The following is a 24,583-nucleotide window of genomic DNA, read 5'->3' as shown; positions in this document are numbered from 1 at the left end:
TATAACGGACCTTGGTGGCGCTATTGTCGTACTAGCTCGGGGGTCACAGCAGGCTGGGCGGCTTGGCCTTGGCCCTTACCTTTGCTGGTTTGTCTGTCGCGAGCGGCACTTTAGTCGCCGCCGGTCGTGCAATCGCGCTCACCGGCACGAGGCTGACAGCTGCGCTGCCAGATAGCCGGCTAACGGCCATCGGACGCGTTACATCAGCCAGCGTCACCTTGTCCAATTCGGCCAGATAGCTCTGCAGCGCGGTCTTGAACACATGTTTTAACTGGCAGTGCGCGGTGATGGTGCAGGCGTTGTGGCTGATGTCAAAACACTCCACGATCCGGAAATCCGTTTCGGACTTGCGCACCACGTCGCCAATATTGATGTCGGCCGCGCGTTTAAGCAGCCGCAGGCCGCCGCCGCGTCCGCGCGTGGTCTGCAGCAAACCCTGGCGAGCCAGATCATTGACGATCTTCATCAAGTGGTTTTTGGAGACGGCATGGCTTTCGGCCAGCTCGGCTATGGTGATGGATCGCTCGGGGTTGAGCGCGCAGAACATCAAAACCCGCAGGGTGTAGTCGGTGTAGTCCGTCAGTCTCATGGGGTCCTTCCAAATATGCTTATATGACTATTTTAGGCCAGACAAATCTTAAGATGCATGTAAAATGCATTTATCAACAACACTTGATGACCTTGGTCATTGCAATGCCATGAAACCAGATTCATTGCCCATCTTCAACGAAGTCAAAGCGGCCGCGCAGTTGCCCAAAGACTTGCCTTTCTTGCGGCTGGGCTTCCGGCCTTTTTATGTCGGCGGTGCCTTGATTGCCGCGCTGATCGTGCCGCTGTGGGTGGCCATGTTTCTAGGGCAAATCCAATTGGCACCGGCCGTGCCGCCCCTGTTGTGGCATGCGCACGAGATGCTGTTCGGCTTTGCTGTGGCCATTATCGTGGGCTTCCTGCTGACAGCCGGCAAAGCCTGGACCGGTCTGGCAACGCCGCGGGGCGCCACGCTGGGTGCGCTGGCCGCCCTGTGGCTGGCAGCCCGCGTCGCCTCGGTCACGGGTCCTTATGCGGTGTACGCCGTGCTGGACATGGCGTTGTTGCCGCTGGTCGCCGGCATTCTGGTTCGCTTGTTCCTGCGTGCGGGCAATCACCGCAACCTGCCCATGGGCGTGATCCTGACGCTGCTGGCTTGCGCCAACCTGGCGTTTCATCTGGCTGTAACGGGTGTGTTGAACGTGGCCGCCGTCACCCCTCTGTATGCTGGTTTGGCGCTGATCATGATGATTGAATGCGTGATTGCCGGGCGGGTAATCCCGGCCTTCACCATGGCGGTCACGCCGGGTTTGAAGTTGAGCGCCACCGCTTGGATTGAGCGCCTCACGCTGGGCGCCACGGCGCTGGGTCTGGCGCTTTGGGTGTTTGCACCTCCCGGTGTGCTGGGCATGCTTTTGCTGGCGCTGGCCAGTGTGTTGCATGTTAAACGGCTGTTGACCTGGCGTCCGGCGGTGACGGTGAAGCGGCCGATTTTGTGGATTCTGCATGCCGCCTATGCCTGGATTCCGGTCGGGCTGGGGCTGCTGGCACTGGCCCAGATCGGTCTGGTGCCAGTGTCGGCGGGCGTGCATGCACTGGCGGTGGGCGCCACCGGCGGCCTCATCATCGGCATGATCACCCGCACCGCGCGCGGCCACACCGGCCGGCCGTTGAAGGCGACGAATGCCGAAGTTCTGGCTTACGTGCTGGTGATGAGTGCCGCGGTGCTGCGCGTGCTGCTGCCGCTGGTGTCACCGGGACTGCTGGCGGTTTCGCTCATCGGTGCGGCCGTCGCATGGAGCGTGGCGTTTGCGATTTACCTGTGGGTTTTCACACCCTGGCTGATGCGCACCCGGCTGGACGGCAAAGACGGCTGATCAGCCGCCGATGTGTCACTCAGCCGTGTGAAGACAGCGTGGTAAACACCCGCGCCGTGCCTTCAATCTCACCCAGGCTGGCAAGCGTCGCCGCATCCACGGGCGCGCTGACATCAATCACCGCCACCCCAAACCCACCCTGGGTTTCCAGATGCAGCAGCGACACGTTAAGGCCGGCGTCACTGAGCGCACTGTTGACGTGCGCCATGACGCCGGGGCGATCACGATGGATATGCACCAGACGCGAGGGCGCGCGCAGCGAACCCACCGGCAGCTCGGGCAGGTTGACGCTGCCGCGGATGGCGCCCAGCATCAAATAGTCACGCAGCTTTTCTGACACTTCAACCCCCAGATTGCGCTGGGCCTCCACGGTGGAGCCGCCCACATGGGGCGTGAGAATGACCTTGTCCGACGCCCGCAGCGGTGACTCGAAGGCGTCTTCCCTGGAGGCCGGCTCGCGCGGAAAGACGTCGAGCGCGGCGCCGCGCAGGCGCGGCCCGTCCAGGGCTTCGACCAGAGCCTCGATGTCCACGGCATGGCCGCGCGCCAGGTTGATCAGCACGGCGCCGTCCTTCATCTGGGTCAGGCGTTGCGCATTGATGAGATTACGGGTGCGTTCGGTTTGCGGCACATGCAGTGTCACCACGTCGGCCTCGGCCAGCAGGGCTTCCAGCGAGGCGGCCGGGGTAGCGTTGCCCAAGGGCAGGCGCGCTTCGATGTCGAAATAAATCACCCGCATGCCGATGGCCTCGGCCAGTAGCCCGGTTTGGGTACCGATCTTGCCGTAGCCCACGATGCCCAATGTTTTGCCGCGCACTTCGTTGGCGCCCTTGGCGTCCTTCATCCAGACACCGCGCCGGGCTGCGGCATGGCGCTCCGGCACGCGGCGCAGCAGGTGGATGGCGTGGCCGATGACCAGTTCGGCCACCGAACGCGTGTTGGAAAAGGGGCCGTTGAAGACCACAACCCCCAGCTCGGACGCTGCGAGCAGATCGATGTTGTTGGTGCCGGTGCAATAGGCGCCCACGGCGCGTAGATTCGGCGCTTGCGCCAGGACTTCGCGTGTGAGGGGGGTGCGCGAACGCAGTCCCAGCACATGCACATCGGCCAGCAGGGTCTTCAGCTCGCTGACCGGTGGCGCATGTTTGAGGCGCACGATATTGGCGCCCGCCATGCCCTGCAAAATGGGCGTGGCGCTGGCATGAATGTCTTCGAGCAGCAGTATGTTGACGGTCATGGAATTCCTGATGTTCAAGAGGGGGTGGCGGTGTGTATTGGCGAAGGGGCTGCGTGAATTGCAGTTGGTTCTTTAATACATGTAAATCGTATGTCTATTTGTCTGCCGGCTCAGGGCAAGTGTGTTTTGCCCGCTTCGGGTTTGCGGGTTTTGGCGGCCAAGACGCCAGTTTTTCGCAATGGCCTGTGTACCATGGCGTGCCGCTTGCAGGGCAGGGGGCGAGTCATTGGCATGGACTAGAACGCGTTTTGTCGCGTCGGCCTTCACGGAGAAGTCTGTTGGAATATCTTTGGGTTAAACACCTGCACGTTACTTGTGTCGTGCTCAGCATCAGCCTGTTTGCCTTGCGCGGCACGCTGGAGTTGACGTCGCAGCCGTGGCGCCAGTGGCGATTGTTGCGCGTCGCCCCGCACCTGGTGGACACGCTGCTGCTCGGCTCTGCCTTGTGGCTGGCCTGGCGCATCGGGCAATATCCGTTTGTTGATGCCTGGCTCACGGCCAAGGTGCTGGCGCTGCTAGCGTACATCCTGCTGGGCATGCGTGCCCTGGGCCGCAACACGCCGCAAGCCCTGCGCCTGCCGTACTTTGCCGGGGCATTGCTCAGTGTGGGTTATATCGTGGGCGTGGCGCTCACGCATTCGCCCAGCTGGGGCTTGTCGTAGCGATCAGAGGCAGGCAAAGTCGATGACGATGGCGCCCGGCTCGCGCTGCACGTACTGGATGGACACCGCGTTGCCGTACCGGGCGTGCAATTGGTGCAGCAGGGGAATCGGGTCGTGGTCGTTGCAAAAACGCATGGTCTCACCGGCTTGCAGCGAATCGAGCGCGCCAAAAATGGCCGCATGACGGAAACGTTTGGCAACGCCGCGCGCATCAAACGGATAGACGGCTTCAGGCGTGACGTGGTTGGTGGCACAGGAACTCATGAAAAATCCTTTCAGTGTTTATAAGATGTATTGTAAGTGAATCTTATAAATCTCAAACACTGTGAGGCAGGTGTACCTCAGACGGGATGAATGCGAACGACCGGCCGCTGCGGCTTGCGCCGCGCCACTTCTTGAAACCCGGCGGCGTCGTACATGGACTTGGCGCCGAACCACATCAAATCGTCCTTGGAGCGACCGGGCTTGTCCACCGGATAGGCCTCCAGCAACTTCACGCCACGCTTTTTGGCATAGGCCATGGCGCCATCAAGCAACGCCCGGGCGACGCCCTGGCCGCGGTATTGCAAGGGAACGACAAAGCACACAAGGGACCAGACCGGCTGATCATCAACCGCCTTCATCACCGGCGAGCGCTTGAGTTTGGCGAAGTCTTCGCGCGGACCGAGCGACACCCAACCAACCGGAAGCTTGCCTTGGTAGCCGATGAGTCCCGGCGGTCGGCTCGAATCGACCAGAGCCTTCAACTCGGAACGGCTTGCCTGCGCCTGCGTGGTGCCTGCCGGTAAGGGTCCGCGCGAGCCGCTATGGCGGTAGCACATGCACCAGCAGCCCCGCGCCTCCGAACAGCCCTTGGCATGGAACAGGGTCTCCAAGTCAGGCCAGCGCGCTGGCGTGAGGGGCAGCACAGTGAGTTGCATGGAACGTCTCCGGGATGTTCAGAGTCTGCCCGTATTTTAGGGATGACAGCCCTCGGGTGCCATGGCCTGCAACACGCGCCGGCTTTCAAACCGGCGTTCCTGGCCATTGACCGGGTCCACAAATTCGATCGACCTGGCCAGCAACTGCAGCGGCTGCGCGTAGTCGATTTGCCCCTCGGGCGTCAGGGTAGGGTATAAGCCATCGCCCAGGATGGGCAGGCCGAGTGCGGCCATGTGCACGCGCAACTGGTGGCGCTTGCCGGTGACGGGGCTTAAGGCATAGCGGGCCAGCGCGCCGTGCACCTCCAGCACATCCATTTCGGTGACCGCGTTGGGCGGGCCGTCCACCTCGTGTTGCAACATGAAGTGTCCGGCCTCGACAATGCGGCTCTCGCGGGTGAGGGGAAACTTCAGATCGGCGCGCCACGGCGCGATGGCTTCGTAGGTTTTTTTGACGCTGCGCTGGCTGAACAGGGCGTGGTAGGCGGCGCGGGTTTCAGGCTGCACCGAAAACATCACCAGCCCGGCAGTGTCGCGGTCAATGCGGTGCACCGGCACCAATGTGTCGATGCCCAGTTTTTGCTTGAGCCGCACCAGCACGGTCTCGGTCAGGTAGCCGCCCGACGGCATCACCGGCAGAAAATGCGGCTTGTCCACGACGATCAGCTGCTCGTCCTGAAACAGGATGACTTCGTCAAACGGGATGCGCGGTTCGTCCGGCACGGCGCGGTAGTAATAAACCCGCACATGGGCCTGGTAGGCGCAGTCGGGCGTGAGCGTGATGCCGTGTTCGTTCACCACATCGCCGTCCAGCATGCGCTGGCGCCAGACCTCGCGCCCTATGGCGGCGAAGCGTTCGGCCAGGAAATCCAGGGTGAGCGACCAGTTTCCGGCGGGCAGGCCGATGCAGCTCGGACCCACGCCATTGCGCGCGGGCGGTTTGGAAAACTCAGACGCGCTCAAATACCACGTCCCACACGCCGTGCCCGAGTTTGATTCCACGGTTTTCGAACTTGGTCAGCGGGCGGTAATGCGGTTTGGGCGCATAGCCGGCCAGCTCGGGTTGGCTTTGCGAGGCCGTGTTTTTCAGCAAAGGTTCGTTGCTGAGCACTTCCAGAATCTGCTCGGCATAGGGCTGCCAGTCGGTGGCGCAATGCAGGTAGCCGCCGACCTTGAGGCGCGCCGCCAGCTTGGCGATGAGCGGGCTTTGAATCAGGCGACGTTTGTTGTGTTTTTTCTTGTGCCAGGGGTCGGGGAAAAAGATGTGCACCCCGTCCAGGCTTTGCAGCGGCAGCATGTGGTCGATGACTTCAACCGCGTCATGGGCCACGATGCGGATATTGCGCAAGTCCTGCTCGCCAATGCGCTTGAGCAGGGCGCCGACGCCGGGTTCATGCACTTCGCAGCACAGGAAGTTTTTCTCGGGCATCACGGCCGCGATATGGGCGGTGGCTTCACCCATGCCAAAACCGATTTCCAGGATGACTTGGGCCGGATTTAAATCATTCTGGCCTCTAGCCCGCGTGGCATCTGCGTAAGCAGCTATGAAGTCAATAGCGTCTGTCTGGTAGGGCAGCAGGAATTGGGGGCCGAGGTCTGCAAACGCTTTGGTCTGGCCGGTGGTGACGCGACCGGCGCGCCGCACAAAACTCTTGATTTCCTTGGGATAGGCCACGCCTTCGGGCATGCTGCCCCGGATTCTTGGGCTGCGCGCGGCGAGTGGGGTCGTTGGGTTGGGGGCGGTTTTGTTTGTATCGTTCACGGGGTGGGATTGTAGAGAGGCTTGTTGTTTTTGGGTTTTTGGGTTTTTTGCTTGCGCTAACGAGTCCCCCCTATCCCCCAACCCCTTTCCACCCCCGCCGGGGCGGAAAGGGGGGCCAACAGCCGTATTTGGCCGTGTTTCTTAAGGTGTGCAGTGCACGCACCGCAGTTCGTTGGGATTTGTTCGCTCTTTGGTGTAAGCGTCCGCGATGGTGTAACGTAAACTCACCTTCTTCCTTGAAAGAAAATCCCATGTTTGGCATAGCCGACTACGGCGCTTTTGTCGTCGCTTTCATCATCCTCTTGTTCATCCCCGGCCCCGGTAACCTGGCCATCATCACCTCCACCACCAAGGGCGGTTTGAAGGGGGGCCTGGCCGCTACCTTGGGGCTGATGGCCGGTGACCAGGTGTTGATGTGGCTGGCGGTGGCAGGTGTGGCGGCGGTGCTGGCCGCGTACCCCACGGCCTTCCGTGCCGTGCAGTGGCTGGGCGCGGGTTATCTGGCCTGGTTGGGTTTCAAGATGCTGACCGCCAAGCCGGGTGCCGCCCCGATTCTGCACATCAAGCCGCACCACTACTTTCAGCAGGCCTTGACCATCACCGTGCTCAACCCCAAGGCCATCGTGTTCTACATGGCCTTCTTCCCCCTGTTCATTGACCCGGCCCAGCATCAGGGTGTGCTGACCTTTGGCGTGATGGCGGTGACGGTTGCCGTGCTGGCCTTTATCTATTGTTTTGCCGTGGTGCTGCTGACGCATTTTCTGGCCGAGCGCCTGCGCGCCAATCCCCGGATCTCGCGCACCATGCAAAAGCTGGCCGGCCTGTTCCTGATCGGCTTCGGCATCAAGCTGGCGCTGTCGCGCTAACTTGCATGATCCCGAATGCGAAACATCCGAGTCATGAAAGTTCGTTCTTGCGCGCTAAGTGGCACGCACAAGCTGTTTCACGTGAAACACTCATTCTTCATTCGGTGCGCTTCTATCAATCCACATCTCTGTCATTGCGAGCGCAGCGCGGCAATCCAGGGTTCATGGATTGCCGCGCTGCGCTCGCAATGACGAATTGATAGAAGTTCCGTTCGGTTTTATCCCCCTCTCAGGTAAGCACTCCATGGCCAAAATATTCTGCATCGCCAACCAAAAGGGCGGCGTCGGCAAGACCACCACCACGGTCAATCTGGCCGCCGGTCTGGCCAAGGTCGGCCAGCGCGTGCTGATGGTGGACCTGGACCCGCAGGGCAATGCCACCATGGGCTCGGGGGTGGACAAACGCAAGCTGGAACTCAGCGTGTACGACGTCCTGCTGGAATCCGCCACGGTGGCGGAGGCGAGGGTCCAAAGCGAGAAGCTGATCGAGGCCGAGTGCGGCTACGACATCCTGGGTGCCAACCGGGAGTTGGCCGGCGCCGAGGTGGAAATGGTCGACCTGGAGCGCCGCGAGAAACGCCTGAAGACCGCGCTGGCCGCCGTCGATGCCGAATACGACTTCATCCTCATCGACTGCCCGCCCAGCTTGTCGATGCTGACGCTCAACGGCCTGTGCAGCGCGCACGGCGTGGTCGTGCCCATGCAGTGCGAGTACTTCGCCCTGGAGGGTCTGACCGATCTGGTCAACACCATCAAGCAGGTGCATGCCAACCTGAACAAGGACCTGGCCATCATCGGCTTGCTGCGCGTCATGTTCGACCCGCGCATCACCTTGCAGCAGCAGGTGAGCGAACAGCTCAAACAGTATTACGGCGACAAGGTGTTCAACACCGTGATTCCGCGCAATGTGCGGCTGGCCGAGGCGCCCAGCTACGGCGCGCCCGGGGTGGTGTTTGATCCCTCGTCCAAGGGCGCGCAAGCCTATGTGGCGTTTGCCCAGGAAATGGTCGAGCGCATCGCAAAAATGTAAACAAATTGGCGGCTGGCCCTTGTCAAACAAGCGCCAGCGGCTATTCAAATAATAGCAAATGACAACAAGCACGGTCCTCATCCTGCCCGGCTGGCAAAATTCCGGCCCCGCGCACTGGCAAAGCCTGTGGCAGGCCGCGCACGGCTATGAGCGGGTGGAGCAGCACGACTGGCTGCGCCCCTTGCGCGGCGACTGGATCGCCCGTCTCGAAGACGTGCTCCTGCAGCAAAAAGAACCGGTGGTACTGGTGGCGCACAGCCTGGGTTGCCTGCTGGTGGCGGCCTGGGCCGCGCACTCGCGCAACACCCATATGGTCCAGGCCGCGCTGCTGGTGGCACCGGGGGACGCGGAGCGCGAGGACATGCGCCCGGTGTTGGCCAGCTGGTCGCCGATCCCTTTGCAGCCGCTGCCCTTTAAAAGCATTCTGGTAGGCAGCCGCAATGATCCCTACTGCAGCCTGGAGCGCGCCAAAGCGTTCGCCAGCGCCTGGGGCGCCGACTTTGTCGACGCCGGGGCGCAGGGCCATCTCAACGCCGAGTCCGGCCTGGGCGACTGGCCGCAAGGGCAGGCCCTGCTGCGTCAATTGCAAGCTACTTAAGAAAAGAGATTTCAATGGTTACCAAAAAACCCAAAGGCCTGGGCCGCGGACTCGAAGCCTTGCTCGGGCCCAAAGTGGATGAAAAAGCCTCATTTGATTCGTCCGAAGGCAATCCCACCAGTCCCGGCTTGCCGGCCTCGCTGCTGCTGGTGGACATGCTGCCCGGCATCTACCAGCCGCGCACGCGCATGGACGAGGGCGCCTTGTACGAGCTGGCCGAATCGATCAAGGCCCAGGGCATCCTGCAGCCGATCCTGGTGCGCCAGCTCAAAGACGGTGAGCACCAGGGCAAGTACGAAATCATCGCCGGCGAGCGCCGCTTTCGGGCCGCCAAGCTGGCCGGCCTGGACAGCGTGCCGGTGCTGGTGCGCGACGTGCCGAACGAGTCGGCCGCTGCCATGGCGTTGATCGAGAACATCCAGCGCGAGGACCTGAATCCGCTGGAAGAAGCGCAAGGCCTGCAGCGCCTGGTCAAGGAATTTGGCCTGACGCACGAACAGGCGGCGCAGGCCGTGGGGCGTTCGCGCAGCGCCGCCAGCAACCTGCTGCGCCTGCTGAACCTGGCCGAGCCGGTGCAAACCATGCTGATGGCGGGCGACCTCGACATGGGCCACGCCCGGGCGCTGCTGGTGCTGGACCGGGCGACGCAGATCACGGCGGCCAGCCAGATCAGTGCCAGGAAGATGTCGGTGCGCGAGGCCGAACATCTGGCCAAAAAGCTCACGGCCGACTTTTCGCTGACCGCGAGCAAACCCCGGCAGACCAAGTCCGGCGACATGAAGCGGGTCGAGGAAGAGCTGTCCGATCTGCTCACCGCCGAGGTCGAGGTGCGCGTGAAAAAGCGCGTCAAGCGGGCAGGGCGCATCGAGGAAATGGGCGAGCTCAGCATCCAGTTCGGCTCGCTCGATGAGCTCAACGGCCTGGTCGAGAAGCTGCAGCGCGCCGCCGCCGTTCATTGAGAGAATGATGCTGCGGCGCCTCTGGCCATGGCCCTGGCCGCTGCCCGCCCTGTTGGCCTGGAGCGGCGCTTGGGCCGTATTCTGGGGCCTGCAGGGCCCGCTGGCCTGGCCGCTTGGGGTGGCGCTGGCCGTGGCTTCGGCCTTGGGCGTCGCCTTCAGTGTGTTGGCCGATACCTGGTGGCGCCGCGCCATGGTCGGTCTGGGCTTCCCCCTGTCGCTCTTTCTCTCCGGTGCCGCCAGCGTGCCGGCCTGGGCCTGGTTGCTGCCTCTGGCGCTGCTCCTGCTGATTTACCCCTTGAATGCCTGGCGCGATGCGCCGCTGTTCCCGACCCCGGCCCATGCCTTGCGCGATCTGGCCGCGCAGGCGCCGCTGGCCCCGGGTGCGCGGGTGCTGGATGCCGGTTGCGGTCTGGGCGACGGCCTGAAAGCCCTGCGCGAGGCCTACCCACAGGCCCAGCTGCATGGCCTGGAGTGGAGCTGGCCGTTGCGCGCGCTGTGCGCACTGCGCTGCCCGTGGGCCCGAGTCCGTCGGGGCGACATCTGGCGCGCCGACTGGCGTCCCTATGACTTGGTGTATCTGTTTCAGCGGCCCGAGAGCATGGCGCGGGCGGTGGCCAAGGCCGGGGCGCAGCTCGCGCCGGGTGGCTGGCTGGTGAGTCTGGAGTTCGAGGCCGCCTCGCTCACGCCGCAGGCCATGCTGCGTTGCGCCGATGGCCGTCCGGTGTGGCTGTACCGCGCACCGTTTCAGCCCCGCCAGATCTGAACGCCGGCGCCGCCGGAGAAATCGCCACGGCCGCCGCCCGGTGGCCTAAACTGCTGCTCTGACCACGAATTGAAGATGCGATTGACCATGGGAACCCCATTTTGAACTCACCCGACAGCAACCCCCAAGTCGACACGGACCCCGCGCACGCGGCCATGTCCGTGGCCGCCGTGGCCATGGCCGCATTGGCGGAAACGCGCGACTCCGACACCGGCAAGCACATCCAGCGGGTCCAGCATTACGTCCAGGCCCTGGCGCAGCGGCTCCAGGAGCATCCCCGATTTACGGCGGTGTTGACGGCGCCGTATATCCAGGTCCTGTTCCAGCTGGCGCCCCTGTACGACATGGGCACCATCGGCATTCCGGACCGGATTCTGCTCAAGCCCAGCCGCCTGACGTCGGCGGAGTTCGAGATCATGAAAACCCACACCACCCTGGCCTGCGATGCGATCGGACAGGCCGAAAAGACCCTGGACTGCCGGGCGGGGTCGTTCCAGACCTTGAAGGAGCTGGCTGGCTCCCATCATGAAAAATGGGACGGCAGCGGTTATCCGCAGGGCTTGTCGGGCGATCACATTCCGGTCTCGGCACGCCTGATGGCGATTGCCGATGTGTACGACGCGTTGATCTCGGACCGCGTGTACAAGGCCGGCGTCCCCCACAACGAGGCGGTGGGCATCATCTTCCAGGGGCGCGACAGCCATTTCGACCCCGACATGGTGGACGCCTTCATCGAGATGCAGGACGAGTTTGCGGCCATCGCCCAGCGCTTCGCCGACACCGAACTGGACATGCAAAAGAAGATCGAGTACATGGTGAATGCCATTGCCGAGGTCGCCGAAATATAAACAAAATCGGCCTCTAGCCCTCATCCACTCTGCGCAAGTAGCTATTTAATTTATAGCGTAAAGATCTTGCCCGGGTTCATGATGTTGTGCGGGTCGAGCGCGCGTTTGATGCTGCGCATCATGTCCACGGCACCCGCGCCGGTCTCGGTCACCAGGAAATCCATCTTGTGCAGGCCCACGCCGTGCTCGCCGGTGCAAGTGCCTTCCAGGCGCAAGGCGCGCGCCACCAGCGCCTGATTCAAGCCTTCGGCCAGTTCGCGCTCTTCGGGCTTGTCGGGGTCGATCAGGTAGCCAAAGTGGAAATTGCCGTCGCCGACGTGGCCGACCAGAAAGTAGGGGATGCCGCTGGCGTCGGCCTCGGCCACCGAGTCCAGCAGGCAGTCGGCCAGTCGCGAGATAGGCACACAGGTGTCGGTGGAAATCGCGCGGCAACCAGGCTTGGACTGGATCGCGGCGAAGTAGGCGTTGTGCCGCGCGGTCCACAGCCGCGTGCGCTCCTCCGGCGTGGTGGCCCATTCAAAGGCATTGCCGCCGAATTCGCTGGCAATCTCCTGCACCAGCTCGGCTTGTTCCTTCACCCCGGCCGGCGAGCCGTGAAACTCCATCAGCAGCAAAGGCTCCTCGCGCAGCGTCAAGTGGGCGTAGGCGTTGACCATGCGCACGGTGTTGGCGTCTATCAGTTCCACGCGCGCAATCGGGATGCCCATCTGGATGATCTGGATGGTGGTGCGCACCGCCGCCTCGATGCTGGGGAAGGAGCAGATCGCGGCCGAGATCGCTTCCGGCAGCGGGTATAGCTTGACCGTCACCTCGGTGATCACGCCCAGGGTGCCTTCCGAGCCCACCATCAGGCGCGTCAGGTCGTAGCCGGCGCTGCTCTTCTTGGCGCGCGTGCCGGTGCGGATGATGTCGCCGCTGGCGGTCACCACTTCCAGCGCCAGCACGTTTTCGCGCATGGTGCCGTAGCGCACGGCGTTGGTGCCGCTGGCGCGGGTGGCGCTCATGCCGCCCAGGGTGGCGTCGGCGCCCGGGTCGATCGGAAAGAACAGGCCGGTGGATTTGATTTCCTCATTGAGCTGCTTGCGCGTCACGCCGGGCTGCACCGTCACCGTCAGGTCTTCGGCATTGACCGACAGCACCTGGTTCATGCGGCTCACATCAATGCTGATGCCGCCTTGCACGGCCAGCAAATGGCCTTCCAGCGAGGAACCGACGCCAAACGGAATCACCGGCACGCGGTGCTCGCTGGCCAGCTTCACGACGAAGGCCACGTCGGCCGTGCTTTCGGCAAACACCACGGCCGCCGGTGGCGGCACGGTGGCGAAGGCGGACTCGTCGCGGCCGTGCTGCTCGCGCACCACCAGGGCGGTGGAGCAGCGCTCGGCAAAGCGGGCCTTCAAGGCCTCAATCAGGGCCGGCGGCACGGCACGCTGATGGACGTCGGGCAGAAGGTGGGTGCTGGGCGTGGGTGCGTTCATATGAGTTCCAGTTTGCGCCCCTCAGCCGTCGGCTGAGCAGGACCTGTGAAGGCCATAATACGGGCGCTTTGAGTACAACATGACTACTTTATTCCATTTCAAAATCATCCCTGTCGTTGTTGTCTCGCCTTGCCGTGCTACAGCACTGCCCGCGGCTCGTCGCCTGGACATGAACGATTTGGCGCCCGCGTGAGGTCCTTGTCTTGAGAGTCGGCCTGCTGGAAGACGAGCCCGACCACGCCGCCATGACGGTGCGCGTGCTGCACGAGGCCGGGCACAGCTGCCATGTCCATGGCCGCGGCGACGATTTTCTGCGCGCGACCTTGCGTGACACCTTTGACGTCCTGATCCTGGACTGGGCCCTGCCTGACCAGACGGGGCTGCAGGTGCTCGATGCCCTGCGGCAGCGCCAGGACCGCGTGCCCGTGCTGTTTTTGACCAGCCGCGATGCTGAGCAGGACATCGTCGAAGCCCTGAGCCATGGCGCCGATGACTACCTGGTGAAACCCCCGCGCAACGGCGAATTGCTGGCCCGCCTGTCGGCCCTGAAGCGCCGGGCCGACCCGCAGGGGGACAGCCCGGGGCTGTCGGTCCCGCCCTATGAATTCGACCCGGCGGTTCACACCGTCACGGTGAATGGCGCAGCGGTGGAGCTCAGCTTGCGCCAGTTTCAGCTAGCCATGCTCCTGTTTCGCAATCGGGGGCGCCTTTTGTCCCGCGCTTACCTGCTGGAGGCCGTTTGGGGTCTCAACGCCGCCGTGCAAACGCGCACGCTGGACATGCATGTGAGCCAGTTGCGCAGCGCCCTGAACCTGCCGGCCCATGGCTGGCGCATCACTTCTGTCTATGCCCATGGTTACCGCCTCGAACCCCTTGGCTAGGGCGGCGCTGCCGCGCTGGCCGCTCGCATCGCTGCTGTTTCTGGCGCAACTGGGCTTTTCCGCCCAGGCCGCCGAGGAGCTCACCCTGGCCGTCGTGCCAGGCGACACCCTGATCGGACTCAGCCAGCGTTACCTGGTGGAGCCGCAGCGCTGGCCCGAACTCAAACGCCTCAACCACATCAAGAATGCGCTGCAGCTCAAGCCCGGCAGCAGCCTGCGCATTCCGCTGGCCTGGCTGCGCTGGTCCGAGCGATCGGCCGACATCATCCATGTGCAGGGCCTGGTCACCGGCAGCGTCGCCGGTGCCGCCTCCGGTGCGGACGGCCGCCTGGCCACCGGCATGCAGCTCAAGGCCGGCGACCGTTTTGACACCGGCGCGTCCGGCACGCTGACCTTGCGCCTGCCCGATGGCGCCATCGTCGTCTTTCCGCCGCACACTCAGGCCGGTTTGGGGCTGTCGCGCCAGGTGGCCGACACGGAGGTCCGGGCCACCACCATCGAGCTGCAAAACGGCTCGGCCGACAGCAGCGTGCCGCCCTTGAAGGTGCCGGCATCGCGCTTCGAGATTCGCACGCCCCGCGTGGTCACGGCGGTGCGCGGCACGCGCTTTCGTGTCGCCGCCGATGGCATGATCAGCCGCCACGAGGTGGTGTCGGGCGTGGTGGCGGTTGGCGCCGCCGCCGGCAACGCCCGCCTGAATGCGGCCCAGGGCTTGCGGGCTGAAGAAGGTCGGCTCGGCGCGGTGCTGCCCTTGTTGCCGGCAGCCGATGTCTCGGGCGTGCCGGTTCGCATCGAGCGCACCACCCAGCCGCTGGACGTGCCGGCGTTGGCCGGAGCTCAAGCCTGGCGCTGGCAGGTGGCGGCCGACGCCGCGTTTACCCGGCTGCTGCAGGACGAACGCACCACCTCCCCCCGCTGGCTGCTGACGGGTCTGCCCGATGGCGACTACCACTTGCGGCTGCGCGCGGCCGATGCCCAGGGCCTGGAGGGCCAGGAGGCGCTGATGGCGTTGGCCCTGCGAGCCCGGCCCGAGCCGCCGATTTTGCTGTCGCCCGCACCCGGCGCCAGCGTCGCGCCGGGCGCCGAACTGGTCTGGACGGGTCAAGCGGATGCGCCGGCCTACCAGCTGCAGGTGGCGCGCGACGCGCGCTTTGCCGAGCTGGTGCTGGACCGCCCCGGCGTCACCGGTCAGCGACTGGCGCTGCCGGCGGACTGGACGCCGGGCACCTACCACTGGCGCGTGGCGACGCTGCGCGCGCCGGGCGAGCGCCGGCTGTCAGGTGATGGTCCACGCGGCCCCTTTGGTGACAGCGCCAGCTTCACCCTTTTGGCGCCATCCGCCATGGCGGCGCCGGCGCTGGGCGAGGGCGGTTTGACACTGGCCTGGTCGGGTCCGGCCGGCTTCAGTCACCGCGTGCAGCTGGCGCCGGATGCCGACTTCTCGCGCACCGAGTTTGATCAGGTGGTGCCGGGCGCCCGGCTGGAACTGCCGACACCACCGCCCGGCGCCTATTTTGTGCGGACCCAGGTGGTCTTGTCAGAAGGTCGTGCCGGAAGCTGGTCCTCCGCCCAGCGCCTGGAAGTGCCCGCCCAGCGACACCCTTGGGGCCTCCTGTTCTTGCTCTTGCTGCCCCTGTTGTGAGGACGCTGTGAGACGGTCCCTCCACCGTCATGTGCGTGAGTGGGCGTTGCTGACACTGCTGCTGGCGGCGCTGCTGCTGGCCGCGATTCGTGGCGGCTGGCTGGACCGGGCCGATTTCTGGCTCTACGACAGCAGCGTGAGCCTGTCGGGCCGGGCCCCGGCGCCGGACATCCTGATCCTGGCCATCGACGAGGAGAGCCTGGCGCGCGGCGGCCGCTGGCCCTGGTCGCGCCAGTTGCTGGCCGACGCGATGGACCGGCTGACCCCGGCCGGCACCGGCCCGGTGCTGCTGGATGTCATTTTTTCAGAAGCGCAGCGCGATGACCCCAGTGCCGATACGCGGCTGGCGGCGGCGCTGGCCCGCCATGGGCGCGTGGTCTTGCCGGTCTTCATGCCGGCCCCGGGTGACGCGGTGGTACTGCCCTTGCCCGAACTGGCTGCCGTGGCGCGTCTCGGCCACGCCCAGGCGCTGGTCGACCGCGATGGCGTGAGCCGGCGCTACCTGGCGCTGGAGACGGCCGGCGGCGTCTCGTTTCCCCATGTGGCGCAGCAGCTGCTCGAACTGTCGGGTCAGACCTTCAAAGCCGGCGCCGCGCCAGCCGGACAGGCCCTGCTCGTGCCCTTTGCCGGGCCACCGGGGCATTTTGCCCGGCGTTCGCTGGTGGACTTGCTGGACGGGCGTATTGCGGCGGCTGAACTCAAGGGGCACATCGTGTTGATCGGCGCCACCGCGACCGGTCTGGGCGACAACCTGGTGACGCCGCTGGCGGGGCGCAGCGGCACCATGCCGGGCATCGAGTTTGTGGCCAATGTGCTGGATGGTCTGCGCAGCGGTTACGCCCCACGGCCGATGCCTGACGGGGTTCGTCTGCTCTTCTCGGGTGCGCTGCTGCTGGCCTTGATGGCGGCCCTGCTGCTCACCACGCCGCAGGCCGCGCTGTGGGTCACGCTGCTGCTCTGCACCGGCGCGGCGCTGGCCGCGGTTGGGGCTTTGAAGCTGGGCGGCTGGTGGTGGCCGCCGGCCGCGCCGATCGCCGCCATGGCCCTGGCTTACCCCTTGTGGAGCTGGCGCCGCCTGGAGGCCAGCCTGAGCGCGATGACGCGTGAGACCCGTCGCATCGCCGCCCTGGCGCCATCGGGCCGCTCGCCGGCCAAAGCAACTGAGGTCGGCGGTTTTTTTGACCCGGTTGCAATGCGCATTGACGCCATCACCCAGGCGGTCGACCAGATCGCCAGCGCCCTGGCCACGGATGGCAACACGCCCGAAGCGCAGCAGCACCGCGAGGAGCTGATGCGCCACCTGGCCCATGATCTGCGCTCGCCACTGTTGTCCTTGCGCTCACTGGCGGACAGCCTGCGCGCCGACAGGCCAGCCGACCATGCGGCCTTGCTCGACCGCATCGACGCCTGCGCCCGGCGCGCGCTGGAGCTGTCGGAACAGCTGCTGCTGATGGGCCGGGCCGAGGCGCTGGACCCGGCCGGCTTTGCCGAGATCGACCTGGTGCAAATCCTGCACCAAAGCGCGGACGACCTGTGGGAAGACGCTCGCCGCCTGGGCGCCCGCATCGAGCGCCACTGTGCGCTGGACTGTGCCCTGGTGCGCGGCGACACGCGTTTACTGCAGCGCGTGCTGTTGAACCTGGGCTGGAATGCCCTGCGCCACGGTCCGCAAGGTGGCACCGTCACGCTGGCGCTGCACGAGACGGTCCAGGACTACATCCTGAGCGTGCACGACCAGGGCTGCGGTTTCGCGCCGCAAGCCCTGGCGTCTTTGAGCCAGCCGTATGCGCAGGCCACGCCGGCGCGTGCCGGTCACGGGCTGGGCCTGGCCCTGGCGCGGCGGGTGGCCGAGAAGCACCAGGCCAGCTTGACGGTCGAGCACCCGGCGGCGGGCGGCTTCCATGTGGTCTTTCGGCTGGCGCGACAATCCAGCCATAACGCCACCAAGCAAGGCGCCACCAACCAAGGAGTCTGATCATGGGCAAGCGCCTGACACAAATCGCCACCCGCACCGGCGACAACGGCACCACCGGCCTGGGTGACAACACCCGCGTCTCTAAAAACAGCTTGCGCGTGCACGCCATGGGCGACGTGGACGAGCTCAACTCCAACATCGGTGTCTTGCTGTGCGAGGACATGCCGGAGAGCGTGCGCTCACTTTTGGTGGAAATCCAGCACCAGCTCTTCAACCTGGGCGGCGAGCTGTCGATCCCCGGCTTCGAGCTGCTCAAGCCCGAGGCGGTGCTGGCGCTGGACGCCGCGCTGGCCGAACACAACGAGAAATTGCCACGGCTGGAGGAGTTCATCCTGCCCGCCGGCAGTCGTGCCGCCTCCCTGGCCCACGTCTGCCGGACCGTGGCCCGGCGCGCGGAGCGTGCCGTGGTGGCGCTGGAAGCTCAGGAAACTTTGAAAGACACGCCGCGCCAGTACCTGAACCGCCTGAGTGATTTGATGTTCGTGCTGGCCCGCGTGCTCAACCGCCACCGCCCCGATGGCACGGTCGGCGATGACGTCTACTGGAAGAGCCAGAAGCTGGCGCAGGCGGCTTCGGAATAGCACCCGGGATTGCTCTGCATTTAATAGCTGCTTGTGCTGGTTGGACAAGGGCTAGAGGCCGATTTGATCTTTATTTTGGCGCCAGCACCGCCATCGTGATGCGCGACGCGCAGGTCAGCTCGCCCGCGTCGTTGTGCAGGTCGATCTGCCAGACCTGCGTGGTGCGGCCGCGGTGCACCGGACGGGTGATGCCGGTGACCCAACCACTGAGCACGCCCTTGATGTGATTGGCATTGATGTCCAGGCCCACGGCACGGTGGCCAGCGGGACTGGCGTAGGCGGCGCCGCAGGAACCCAGGGTCTCGGCCAGCACCACGCTCACGCCGCCGTGCAACAAGCCATAGGGTTGCTGGGTGCGGGGGGCCACCGGCACGCGGGCCCGGATGAAGTCATCACCCACCTCCAGAAACTCGATACCCAGATGGGCGACCGCGGTGTTGACGTGAATGGCGGTGAGTTCTTCCACCGAGATGGCTTGCTTCCAGATACGCATTGAGGCTCCCCAAAGATGAGTTGCCGTCACTATAGACAAAAACGGATTGCCGCCCCTGTCAAACAGGCGTCAGCGGCTATCGTCTTCGTAGCAAGCAGCAGCGGCTAGGCCGGCGTTGCGGGCGCCGTAAAGGGCATCGCCATGGCCTGGCGCATGCCGCCGGTGATGAAGGCGGCCAGCAGGGGCGCCGCCGCCGGGTCGTTGGGCGTGTTGCTGCCGTGGGACAGGCGCTGCACCCGTTCGTCGCCGATGTGGTGCAGCAGCGCGCCCAGCATGAACTGGTAGGCCCAAGCCACCTGGGCACGGGTTTTGCCGGGAAAGGCGTCCAGCAAGGCGTCAATGAAGGCCAGGGCCATGGGGTCGAAATACTCGCGCAGCACCAGGTCGGTTTCCTGGTGCGGCTCGTTCAGGCCGCGCGTCATCAGCAGCGCGTACCACTCGCCTTCCGGGCTGGCGCGCAAACGCAGCACCGGGCCGACGAAGGCGGCCACCACCTGCTCCAGGTAATCGGGTTCTGCGGCGCGCGTGCGCACCGTGGCCAGCGCGGCCAGGCGTTCGCGGATGGTGCTGTTCCAGTGTTCAAAAATGGCACGGAACAGCTCGTTCTTGGGGCCGAAGTAATAGCCCACCAGGGCCAGCGGCACGCCGGCTTCGTCGGCGATCTGGCGGATCGAGACACCGTTGTAGCCGCGCTGGGCAAACAGCTTTTCGGCGGCCAGCAAAATGGCATAGCGGCGGTCGGGCCGCGCTTCTTTGGGCGGCCGTTGGGGCGTGGGGATCGCAGAGTCGTAGGCCATGAGATGTTTCAGGATCGCTGAAAGCGCCTGCCGTCGGTTGAGCAGCGAAAATTGTACAACCGTTCAAGTCCGGCTGATCAGCCCCAAAAAAAGAGGCGCCGCAAGCGACGCCTCAAACTTTGGAGACCTGGAGAAAACGAAAACGAAGATCAGAAGCGATGGCGCATGCCGACGCCCAGCGTGCTGCCGCTGGACTGGCCGGTGAACTGGTCATGCATCAACACCGCGTAGGCATCGGTGCGTTTGCTGAAACGATAGGAATAGCCCACGCTGGTGGTGGTGCGCGTCACTTCGTTGCCGACGTCGGGCTGCTGGCTGCTGTTCGCGATCTGGGCCATCACGCTGCCGGCACCCACGGGAATGGTCACGCCAAGATGCACAGTGCGCATCCGGTCGTCAGTCACCGTGGTGTAGTCGCGCTGGGTGTTGATCAGGCCGGCACTGAGCCGACCGAAGCCAAAGGCGTAGGCGCCAGACACATGCCAGGTGGACTGCTGGCTGATGAGCGCGGCGGCCGGTCCGCTGGCGGGCACCGAGTTGGCGCCGATCTGTTCGGTCGCCAGGCCCAGCACCAGGGGGCCGCCGGTATAGAAGGCGCTGGCACCAAAGCGCTTGCCCACACCGTCAACTTCACCTGGCGCCCACTGCGCCTGCAACACCGTGCCGCCGAGCGAGGGCGAAATATAGACCAGCGAGTTGTTCCAGGCACTGTCAGACGTGCCCAGGGTGCCCGTCAGCGCGCGGCTGGTCGGGGGCGTGCCGACGCTGACAAACTGGGGTCCCTGCGCAATCGCCGACATCCAGGTGTGCAGGAAGGTCGGGCCAAACGGGGCGGAGTCGCCAAAGGAATTGGTGCGCATGAAATTCAGGAAATTCCCGGTGCCCTGGCGGCCCAGGCGCACGGTTCCGAAGTTGCCGCCCAGGCCGACGTAGGCATTGCGCCCGAAAAACGTGTCGCCGTTGAAGCGCCCCTGGCCGCCGTCGTCGGGCCGCAAAAACAGGCCCAGCGCGAACTCGGCCCGCAGTCCGTCTCCGAGGTCCTCCCGGCCGTCGAAATTGATCTGCGAGGTCGACAGGCCGGAGCTGTCCACTTTGCTCTGGCGCGTGCCGCCGCTGAGCTGGCGGCTGCCGGCGTAGGCGTCGACCAGGCCCGAGATCGTCACGCTGCTGGCACTTTGTGCCAAGGCGCTGGGGCCTGCGAGGGCGGTGCAGAGGACGGCGGCAAGCTGGAGTTGGGAGAGATTTTTCATGATGGACTTTTTTCAGGGTGAGTTGAGAGAGAACAGGGACGGTGATGAATTGATGTGGTTCGTATGTATAAATAAAAGTACGTTTGTACAAATTGGGATGTGCTGACGCGGATAGGCCGATAGCGGGGCAGGTGAGCGTGAGGCGGTTCAGGCGTTCAGGGCCGGCAGCACCTGGCCGCGGCACTCGCCAAAACCAATGCGTGCGCGCCCCGGTGCCTCGCACCAGCCGGTGAGGATGACGGTGTCAAAGTCCTGCAGGAAAGCGCGCTGTTCCGGCTGGCCGTGGCCGCCTGCCAGCGTGACGGGCTGGCGGCCGCCGGCCGTCAGTTCAATCATGGCACCGGCTTCGGCCGGGCCCGGTCCCGAGATGGTGCCGCTGCCCAGCAGGTCGCCGCTTTGCAGGTTGCAGCCGCCCATGGTGTGATGCGTCACCATTTGCGCCACGGTCCAGTACTGGTGCTTGAAGCTGGTGCGGCTCAGGCGGGCCGGAGCGCAACCCAGGCCGTCGTTGCTGGCGCGGCGCTGGGCAGTGTCGAGCCAGACTTCCAGCGAGATGTCGAGCGCGCCCGCCTGGCGGTTGCTGGCGGTGTCCAGGTAGGCCAGCGGCTGCGCTGCGCCGGCCGGTGGGGTCCAGGCCAGGCGGTAGGGGGCCAGCGCCTCCAGGGTCACGATCCATGGGGAAATGGTGGTGGCAAAGTTCTTGCCCAGAAACGGGCCCAGCGGCGCCATTTCCCAGAACTGGATGTCCCGCGCCGACCAGTCGTTGAGCAGGCAGACGCCAAAGATGTGGGACTCGGCTTGCTCCAGTGCCACCGGCTCGCCCTGGGCATTGCCGGGGCCGATGTACACACCGATTTCCAGCTCGTAGTCCAGCCGCGTGCAGGGGCCGTGGACCGGTGCACTGGCGCCCGGCGCCATGGCTTGCCCGAGGGGGCGACGAAAGGTCTGGCCGCTGACACCGATGCTGGAGGCGCGGCCGTGGTAGGCGATTGGCAGCCACTGAAAGTTGGGCGTGATGGGCTCACCCGGTTTCACCAACTGCGTGACCTTGTGGGCGTGGTGAATCGAGGTGTAGAAATCGGTGTAGTCGCCAATGCGGGTCGGCACCGCGTAGTCCACCGCGCTTTGCGGCACCAGGCAGGCGCGCACCAGCGCCTCGGTCGTGCTGGTGGCCGTGCTGTGCAGCAGGGCAAACAGGGCGTGGCGCAGCGCTTGCCAGGCCGGCGACCCCAGGGCCAGAAAGTCGTTGAGGACCGGCTGGGCGCACAAGCGCGCGGCCTGCGCCGCCAGCCCCTGCAGGCCCTCGGTGCGGCTCAAGGCCGCCAGGTCCAGCACCTGGTCGCCAATGGCAACCCCGCCGCGAAAGGGCTCGGCGCTGCCGCTGCGTCGAAACACCGCGAACGGCAGGTTCTGCAGGGGAAAGTCACCGCCGGCGGCGTTGGCCGATGCCAGCCAGCTCGTGGCAGCAGGGTCGTGGGTGTGGTTGAGTGGCATGGTGGGCGTTATCGGGTGGGGCTGTGAGGGGCAGGAGATGTCACGCGCTGGCCGTCAGGCGTTCATCGAAGATGGCGACGGCGCGGGTCCAGCCGGCCGAGGCGCCGCGAATCTTGTGCGGAAAGCAGGAGATGTGGAATCCGGTCGGCGGCAGGCATTCCAGGTTGTGCAGTTTCTCCAGATGGCAGTAGCCAATGTCGCGTCCGGCCTTGTGGCCTTCCCAGATCAGCGAGGCGTCCTGCGTCTCCTGGTATTTTTTGGCGGTGTGGACAAAGGGCGCGTCCCAGCTCCAGGCGTCGGTGCCGGTCAGGCGCACGCCGCGCTCCAGCAGGTACATGGTGGCTTCATAGCCCATGCCGATGCCGGCTGCGAGAAAGTCCGGTTGGCCGTAGCGCGAACCGGCGCGGGTGTTGACCACCACAATCTCCAGCGGCGAGAGCGTGTGCCGGATGCGCTGCAGCTCGGCCTCCACGTCCGCCGCCGTCACCACATAGCCGTCCGGCAACTGTGTGAAATCGAGCTTCACGCCGGGCTGGAAACACCATTCCAGCGGTACCTCGTGGATGGTCAGGGATGGCTTCTTGTCGCCCAGCGCCTTGTCCATGGTGCTGTGAAAGTGGTAGGGCGCATCCAGGTGCGTGCCATTGTGGGTGGACAGGGTCACCAGCTCCACCGCCCAGGCTTCGCCGTCCGGCAAGTCCTGCTTGGCCAGCCCGGGGAAGAAAGGCTCGATGTGCTCGAAGCTGTCTTCGTGCGTGAAGTACTCGATCTTGGGCCCCAGGCCCGGCGGATCGGACATCACATCGTTTTCCAGAAAGATCGACAGGTCTACAAATTTGCGTGTCATGGTTGGTTTTTCCTTAAGACCCCTGACGTGACAGTCAAGGCATTTGCCAGTTCAACAATTTCTTTTCCGCCAGAGCCAGCAGCGCGTTGCTGGCAAAACCGATGGCGCCCAGCAGCAGCACGCCGGCAAACAGTTCGCTGGCCCGGAAGGAGCGGGCGGCCAGCAAAATGGCTTGGCCAAGACCGGACTGCGAGGCGATCATTTCGCCCACCACCGCCACGATCAGCGACACCGTGAGCGACAGGCGCATGCCCGCCAGAATGTCCGGCATGGCATTGGGCAAGCCCACCTTGAACACGAAAGCCAGGCGCGACAGCTGCAGCGCCTGGCTCACCTCCGTGAGCCGCACATGCATGGAGGCGAAACCATGCACGGTGGCCAGCAGCACTGGCCACATGGCGCCAAAGGCCACCACGAACAGCACCATGCCGGCGCTCAGGCCGAAGATCGCAATCGCCAGCGGCAGCAGGGCCGAGGCCGGCAGCGGGCGCACAAACTCCAGCGTCGGCCCGATCCAGGCGCGCGCCGTGGCCGAGCTGCCGATCAGCGCCCCCAGCGCCACGCCCAATACCGAGGCCAGGCCCCAGCCCAGGCCCATGCGCACGACGGTGGACAGCGTGAATTGCAGCAAGTCGCCCTGGATCAAGCCCTCCAGCAGGCTGGCCACGGTGGCCTCGGGCGTGGGCAAAAACACCTTGCTGACCCACTGCTGGTGGCTGGCCAGCCACCACAGGCCGATCAGAGTCAGCAGCACGCCCAGCGACTCGGTCCAGGCGCGGATTCTGAAAGTCGTTGTCATGGCGCGGCTCCCGCAGGCGCGGCGCCCATGCGTTGCGCGACCCAACGTTGCAGTCCCAGCGCGGCGCTGTTGAGGGCATAGCCGACCAGGCCGATCCAGAACAGCCAGGCCAGCATCAGCTCGGGGGCCAGGCTTTGCTGCGCGATCATCAGCGCATAGCCCATGCCGCTGGGGTTGGCGGCAATCTCCACCGTGACCGCCACCACCAGCGCAATCGCCACGCCCAGGCGCAGGGCGACGAACAAGCGCGGCAGCACGGCCGGCAGCACAATCTTGGTGGTGCGCGCCAGCGGACTCAGGTTCAGCGCTGTCGCCACCTCCAGCAGGCGCGGCTCCACCTGCTGCACGGCGGCCTGCGTCAGCAGCAGCAGCGGCCAGAAGGTGGCGAAGGCGACGATGCTGATTTCCATGCGAAAACCAAAACCGAACACCAGCATGGCCAGCGGGATCAGCGCCACCGAGGGAATGGGGCGCAGCACCTCGACCGACAAAAAGCTCATGTCAGCGGCGCGCCGGGACAGGCCCAGCACCACCCCCAAGCCGACACCGCTCAGCAGCCCGAGCAACAGCCCAAGCCCGGCACTGCCCAGGGTGAAGGCGGTGGCCTGCAGGATGGAAAACTCGCCCGTGGACAACAGCGCGCCCATCAGGGCGCGCGCGGCCAGGCTCGGCGGCGCCACCGCATCGCTGCCCTGACCGGAGGTGCGGGCGTACCACTCCAGCGCGGCCAGCAGCAGGGCCGGGAAGACAAAGGGGCGTAAATAACGCAAGGGACGGAGCAGGCGCAACATCACTGG

The 24,583-nt window shown here is 65.1% G+C and carries 26 protein-coding genes; 12 read left to right on the top strand and 14 right to left on the bottom strand.

Going from position 1 to position 24,583, the window contains the following annotated elements; translation table 11 throughout:
- Positions 1-43: 43 nt before the first annotated feature.
- Positions 44-589 (bottom strand): Rrf2 family transcriptional regulator, encoded by a 546-nt coding sequence (locus C5P05_RS22365; RefSeq protein ID WP_114972057.1) that lies wholly within the window; start codon positions 587-589, stop codon positions 44-46.
- Positions 590-698: 109 nt separating this feature from the next.
- Between C5P05_RS22365 and C5P05_RS22360 the strand changes: the two genes are divergently transcribed.
- A complete protein-coding gene (locus tag C5P05_RS22360) occupies positions 699-1,904 on the top strand; it encodes an NnrS family protein (protein WP_114972056.1) in 1,206 nt (401 codons plus the stop codon).
- A 19-nt stretch (positions 1,905-1,923) separates the two neighbouring features.
- On the opposite strand, the gene serA is transcribed toward C5P05_RS22360, so the two are convergent.
- On the bottom strand, positions 1,924-3,141 hold the full coding sequence (gene serA / locus C5P05_RS22355; RefSeq protein WP_114972055.1) for a phosphoglycerate dehydrogenase: 1,218 nt from the start codon (positions 3,139-3,141) through the stop codon (positions 1,924-1,926).
- A 278-nt stretch (positions 3,142-3,419) separates the two neighbouring features.
- Between serA and C5P05_RS22350 the strand changes: the two genes are divergently transcribed.
- Complete coding sequence (locus C5P05_RS22350) at positions 3,420-3,803, top strand: SirB2 family protein (RefSeq protein ID WP_114972054.1); 384 nt, start codon at positions 3,420-3,422, stop codon at positions 3,801-3,803.
- A gap of 3 nt (positions 3,804-3,806) precedes the next feature.
- On the opposite strand, the gene C5P05_RS22345 is transcribed toward C5P05_RS22350, so the two are convergent.
- The 4 genes from C5P05_RS22345 to trmB form a co-directional block, all read right to left on the bottom strand.
- Positions 3,807-4,067 carry a DUF2249 domain-containing protein gene (locus C5P05_RS22345; protein ID WP_114972053.1) on the bottom strand — a complete coding sequence of 87 codons (261 nt, stop codon included), beginning with the start codon at positions 4,065-4,067 and terminating at the stop codon, positions 3,807-3,809.
- A 77-nt stretch (positions 4,068-4,144) separates the two neighbouring features.
- Positions 4,145-4,723 (bottom strand): GNAT family N-acetyltransferase, encoded by a 579-nt coding sequence (locus C5P05_RS22340; RefSeq protein WP_114972052.1) that lies wholly within the window; start codon positions 4,721-4,723, stop codon positions 4,145-4,147.
- 36 nt (positions 4,724-4,759) lie between these two features.
- A complete protein-coding gene (locus C5P05_RS22335; protein WP_114972051.1) occupies positions 4,760-5,686 on the bottom strand; it encodes an RluA family pseudouridine synthase in 927 nt (308 codons plus the stop codon).
- On the bottom strand, positions 5,673-6,410 hold the full coding sequence (trmB, locus tag C5P05_RS22330; RefSeq protein ID WP_232834624.1) for a tRNA (guanosine(46)-N7)-methyltransferase TrmB: 738 nt from the start codon (positions 6,408-6,410) through the stop codon (positions 5,673-5,675). Before trmB ends, C5P05_RS22335 begins: the two co-directional genes overlap by 14 nt.
- Before the next feature lie 326 nt (positions 6,411-6,736).
- Here trmB and C5P05_RS22325 point away from each other — a divergent pair, with 326 nt between their 5' ends.
- From C5P05_RS22325 to C5P05_RS22300, 6 genes are all read left to right on the top strand, one after another.
- Positions 6,737-7,351, top strand: a complete 615-nt coding sequence (locus tag C5P05_RS22325; protein WP_114972049.1) for a LysE family transporter — start codon at positions 6,737-6,739, stop codon at positions 7,349-7,351.
- A 244-nt stretch (positions 7,352-7,595) separates the two neighbouring features.
- A complete protein-coding gene (locus C5P05_RS22320) occupies positions 7,596-8,381 on the top strand; it encodes a ParA family protein (RefSeq protein ID WP_114972048.1) in 786 nt (261 codons plus the stop codon).
- A 58-nt stretch (positions 8,382-8,439) separates the two neighbouring features.
- The gene (locus C5P05_RS22315; protein WP_114972047.1) at positions 8,440-8,979 is read left to right on the top strand and encodes an RBBP9/YdeN family alpha/beta hydrolase; all 540 of its coding nucleotides are present in this window, start codon (positions 8,440-8,442) and stop codon (positions 8,977-8,979) included.
- A 14-nt stretch (positions 8,980-8,993) separates the two neighbouring features.
- The gene (locus C5P05_RS22310) at positions 8,994-9,938 is read left to right on the top strand and encodes a ParB/RepB/Spo0J family partition protein (RefSeq protein ID WP_114972046.1); all 945 of its coding nucleotides are present in this window, start codon (positions 8,994-8,996) and stop codon (positions 9,936-9,938) included.
- A gap of 4 nt (positions 9,939-9,942) precedes the next feature.
- Positions 9,943-10,701: a class I SAM-dependent methyltransferase gene (locus C5P05_RS22305; RefSeq protein WP_114972045.1), complete on the top strand. Its 759-nt coding sequence runs from the start codon at positions 9,943-9,945 to the stop codon at positions 10,699-10,701.
- 101 nt (positions 10,702-10,802) lie between these two features.
- Complete coding sequence (locus tag C5P05_RS22300) at positions 10,803-11,549, top strand: HD-GYP domain-containing protein (RefSeq protein ID WP_332871361.1); 747 nt, start codon at positions 10,803-10,805, stop codon at positions 11,547-11,549.
- 50 nt (positions 11,550-11,599) lie between these two features.
- On the opposite strand, the gene C5P05_RS22295 is transcribed toward C5P05_RS22300, so the two are convergent.
- Positions 11,600-13,027, bottom strand: coding sequence for an FAD-binding oxidoreductase (locus C5P05_RS22295; protein WP_114972044.1), 1,428 nt, complete (start codon positions 13,025-13,027; stop codon positions 11,600-11,602).
- A 203-nt stretch (positions 13,028-13,230) separates the two neighbouring features.
- Between C5P05_RS22295 and C5P05_RS22290 the strand changes: the two genes are divergently transcribed.
- The 4 genes from C5P05_RS22290 to C5P05_RS22275 are packed head-to-tail and all read left to right on the top strand — an operon-like array spanning position 13,231 to position 18,106.
- Positions 13,231-13,908 (top strand): response regulator transcription factor, encoded by a 678-nt coding sequence (locus C5P05_RS22290; protein ID WP_114972043.1) that lies wholly within the window; start codon positions 13,231-13,233, stop codon positions 13,906-13,908.
- Positions 13,874-15,550 (top strand): FecR family protein, encoded by a 1,677-nt coding sequence (locus C5P05_RS22285; RefSeq protein WP_198674826.1) that lies wholly within the window; start codon positions 13,874-13,876, stop codon positions 15,548-15,550. The genes C5P05_RS22290 and C5P05_RS22285 overlap by 35 nt, the downstream gene beginning before the upstream one ends.
- Before the next feature lie 7 nt (positions 15,551-15,557).
- Entirely contained in the window at positions 15,558-17,525 is a 1,968-nt protein-coding gene (locus tag C5P05_RS22280) for a CHASE2 domain-containing protein (protein ID WP_198674825.1), read from the top strand.
- A gap of 2 nt (positions 17,526-17,527) precedes the next feature.
- Positions 17,528-18,106: a cob(I)yrinic acid a,c-diamide adenosyltransferase gene (locus C5P05_RS22275; RefSeq protein WP_114972040.1), complete on the top strand. Its 579-nt coding sequence runs from the start codon at positions 17,528-17,530 to the stop codon at positions 18,104-18,106.
- Between the two features lie 70 nt (positions 18,107-18,176).
- On the opposite strand, the gene C5P05_RS22270 is transcribed toward C5P05_RS22275, so the two are convergent.
- The 7 genes from C5P05_RS22270 to C5P05_RS22240 form a co-directional block, all read right to left on the bottom strand.
- Complete coding sequence (locus C5P05_RS22270) at positions 18,177-18,599, bottom strand: hotdog fold thioesterase (protein WP_114972039.1); 423 nt, start codon at positions 18,597-18,599, stop codon at positions 18,177-18,179.
- A gap of 104 nt (positions 18,600-18,703) precedes the next feature.
- A complete protein-coding gene (locus tag C5P05_RS22265; protein ID WP_114972038.1) occupies positions 18,704-19,396 on the bottom strand; it encodes a TetR/AcrR family transcriptional regulator in 693 nt (230 codons plus the stop codon).
- 149 nt (positions 19,397-19,545) lie between these two features.
- On the bottom strand, positions 19,546-20,646 hold the full coding sequence (locus C5P05_RS22260; protein ID WP_114972037.1) for a porin: 1,101 nt from the start codon (positions 20,644-20,646) through the stop codon (positions 19,546-19,548).
- Positions 20,647-20,793: 147 nt separating this feature from the next.
- Entirely contained in the window at positions 20,794-22,140 is a 1,347-nt protein-coding gene (gene fahA / locus C5P05_RS22255) for a fumarylacetoacetase (protein ID WP_114972036.1), read from the bottom strand.
- Positions 22,141-22,180: 40 nt separating this feature from the next.
- Complete coding sequence (locus tag C5P05_RS22250; RefSeq protein WP_114972035.1) at positions 22,181-22,987, bottom strand: cyclase family protein; 807 nt, start codon at positions 22,985-22,987, stop codon at positions 22,181-22,183.
- Between the two features lie 34 nt (positions 22,988-23,021).
- The gene (locus C5P05_RS22245) at positions 23,022-23,786 is read right to left on the bottom strand and encodes an ABC transporter permease (RefSeq protein WP_114972034.1); all 765 of its coding nucleotides are present in this window, start codon (positions 23,784-23,786) and stop codon (positions 23,022-23,024) included.
- Positions 23,783-24,577, bottom strand: a complete 795-nt coding sequence (locus C5P05_RS22240) for an ABC transporter permease (RefSeq protein WP_198674824.1) — start codon at positions 24,575-24,577, stop codon at positions 23,783-23,785. The genes C5P05_RS22245 and C5P05_RS22240 overlap by 4 nt, the downstream gene beginning before the upstream one ends.
- Between the last annotated feature and the right edge of the window lie 6 nt (positions 24,578-24,583).

Origin of the sequence: Rhodoferax ferrireducens (genome assembly GCF_003347515.1) — a bacterium.
Taxonomy (GTDB): domain Bacteria; phylum Pseudomonadota; class Gammaproteobacteria; order Burkholderiales; family Burkholderiaceae_C; genus Rhodoferax.
The sequence above is the reverse complement of the archived record's forward strand: the minus strand, read 5'-3'. Positions and strand labels throughout refer to the sequence as shown.

Bases quoted from the DNA above. Each gene is read 5' to 3' on its own strand.
- C5P05_RS22365 (WP_114972057.1), bottom strand. From the start codon at position 589: ATGAGACTGACGGACTACACCGACTACACCCTGCGGGTTTTGATGTTC.
- C5P05_RS22360 (WP_114972056.1), top strand. From the start codon at position 699: ATGAAACCAGATTCATTGCCCATCTTCAACGAAGTCAAAGCGGCCGCG.
- serA (WP_114972055.1), bottom strand. From the start codon at position 3,141: ATGACCGTCAACATACTGCTGCTCGAAGACATTCATGCCAGCGCCACG.
- C5P05_RS22345 (WP_114972053.1), bottom strand. From the start codon at position 4,067: ATGAGTTCCTGTGCCACCAACCACGTCACGCCTGAAGCCGTCTATCCG.
- C5P05_RS22340 (WP_114972052.1), bottom strand. From the start codon at position 4,723: ATGCAACTCACTGTGCTGCCCCTCACGCCAGCGCGCTGGCCTGACTTG.
- trmB (WP_232834624.1), bottom strand. From the start codon at position 6,410: ATGCCCGAAGGCGTGGCCTATCCCAAGGAAATCAAGAGTTTTGTGCGG.
- C5P05_RS22325 (WP_114972049.1), top strand. From the start codon at position 6,737: ATGTTTGGCATAGCCGACTACGGCGCTTTTGTCGTCGCTTTCATCATC.
- C5P05_RS22320 (WP_114972048.1), top strand. From the start codon at position 7,596: ATGGCCAAAATATTCTGCATCGCCAACCAAAAGGGCGGCGTCGGCAAG.
- C5P05_RS22315 (WP_114972047.1), top strand. From the start codon at position 8,440: ATGACAACAAGCACGGTCCTCATCCTGCCCGGCTGGCAAAATTCCGGC.
- C5P05_RS22310 (WP_114972046.1), top strand. From the start codon at position 8,994: ATGGTTACCAAAAAACCCAAAGGCCTGGGCCGCGGACTCGAAGCCTTG.
- C5P05_RS22305 (WP_114972045.1), top strand. From the start codon at position 9,943: ATGATGCTGCGGCGCCTCTGGCCATGGCCCTGGCCGCTGCCCGCCCTG.
- C5P05_RS22295 (WP_114972044.1), bottom strand. From the start codon at position 13,027: ATGAACGCACCCACGCCCAGCACCCACCTTCTGCCCGACGTCCATCAG.
- C5P05_RS22285 (WP_198674826.1), top strand. From the start codon at position 13,874: ATGCCCATGGTTACCGCCTCGAACCCCTTGGCTAGGGCGGCGCTGCCG.
- C5P05_RS22275 (WP_114972040.1), top strand. From the start codon at position 17,528: ATGGGCAAGCGCCTGACACAAATCGCCACCCGCACCGGCGACAACGGC.
- C5P05_RS22270 (WP_114972039.1), bottom strand. From the start codon at position 18,599: ATGCGTATCTGGAAGCAAGCCATCTCGGTGGAAGAACTCACCGCCATT.
- C5P05_RS22265 (WP_114972038.1), bottom strand. From the start codon at position 19,396: ATGGCCTACGACTCTGCGATCCCCACGCCCCAACGGCCGCCCAAAGAA.
- C5P05_RS22260 (WP_114972037.1), bottom strand. From the start codon at position 20,646: ATGAAAAATCTCTCCCAACTCCAGCTTGCCGCCGTCCTCTGCACCGCC.
- fahA (WP_114972036.1), bottom strand. From the start codon at position 22,140: ATGCCACTCAACCACACCCACGACCCTGCTGCCACGAGCTGGCTGGCA.
- C5P05_RS22250 (WP_114972035.1), bottom strand. From the start codon at position 22,987: ATGACACGCAAATTTGTAGACCTGTCGATCTTTCTGGAAAACGATGTG.
- C5P05_RS22245 (WP_114972034.1), bottom strand. From the start codon at position 23,786: ATGACAACGACTTTCAGAATCCGCGCCTGGACCGAGTCGCTGGGCGTG.
- C5P05_RS22240 (WP_198674824.1), bottom strand. From the start codon at position 24,577: ATGTTGCGCCTGCTCCGTCCCTTGCGTTATTTACGCCCCTTTGTCTTC.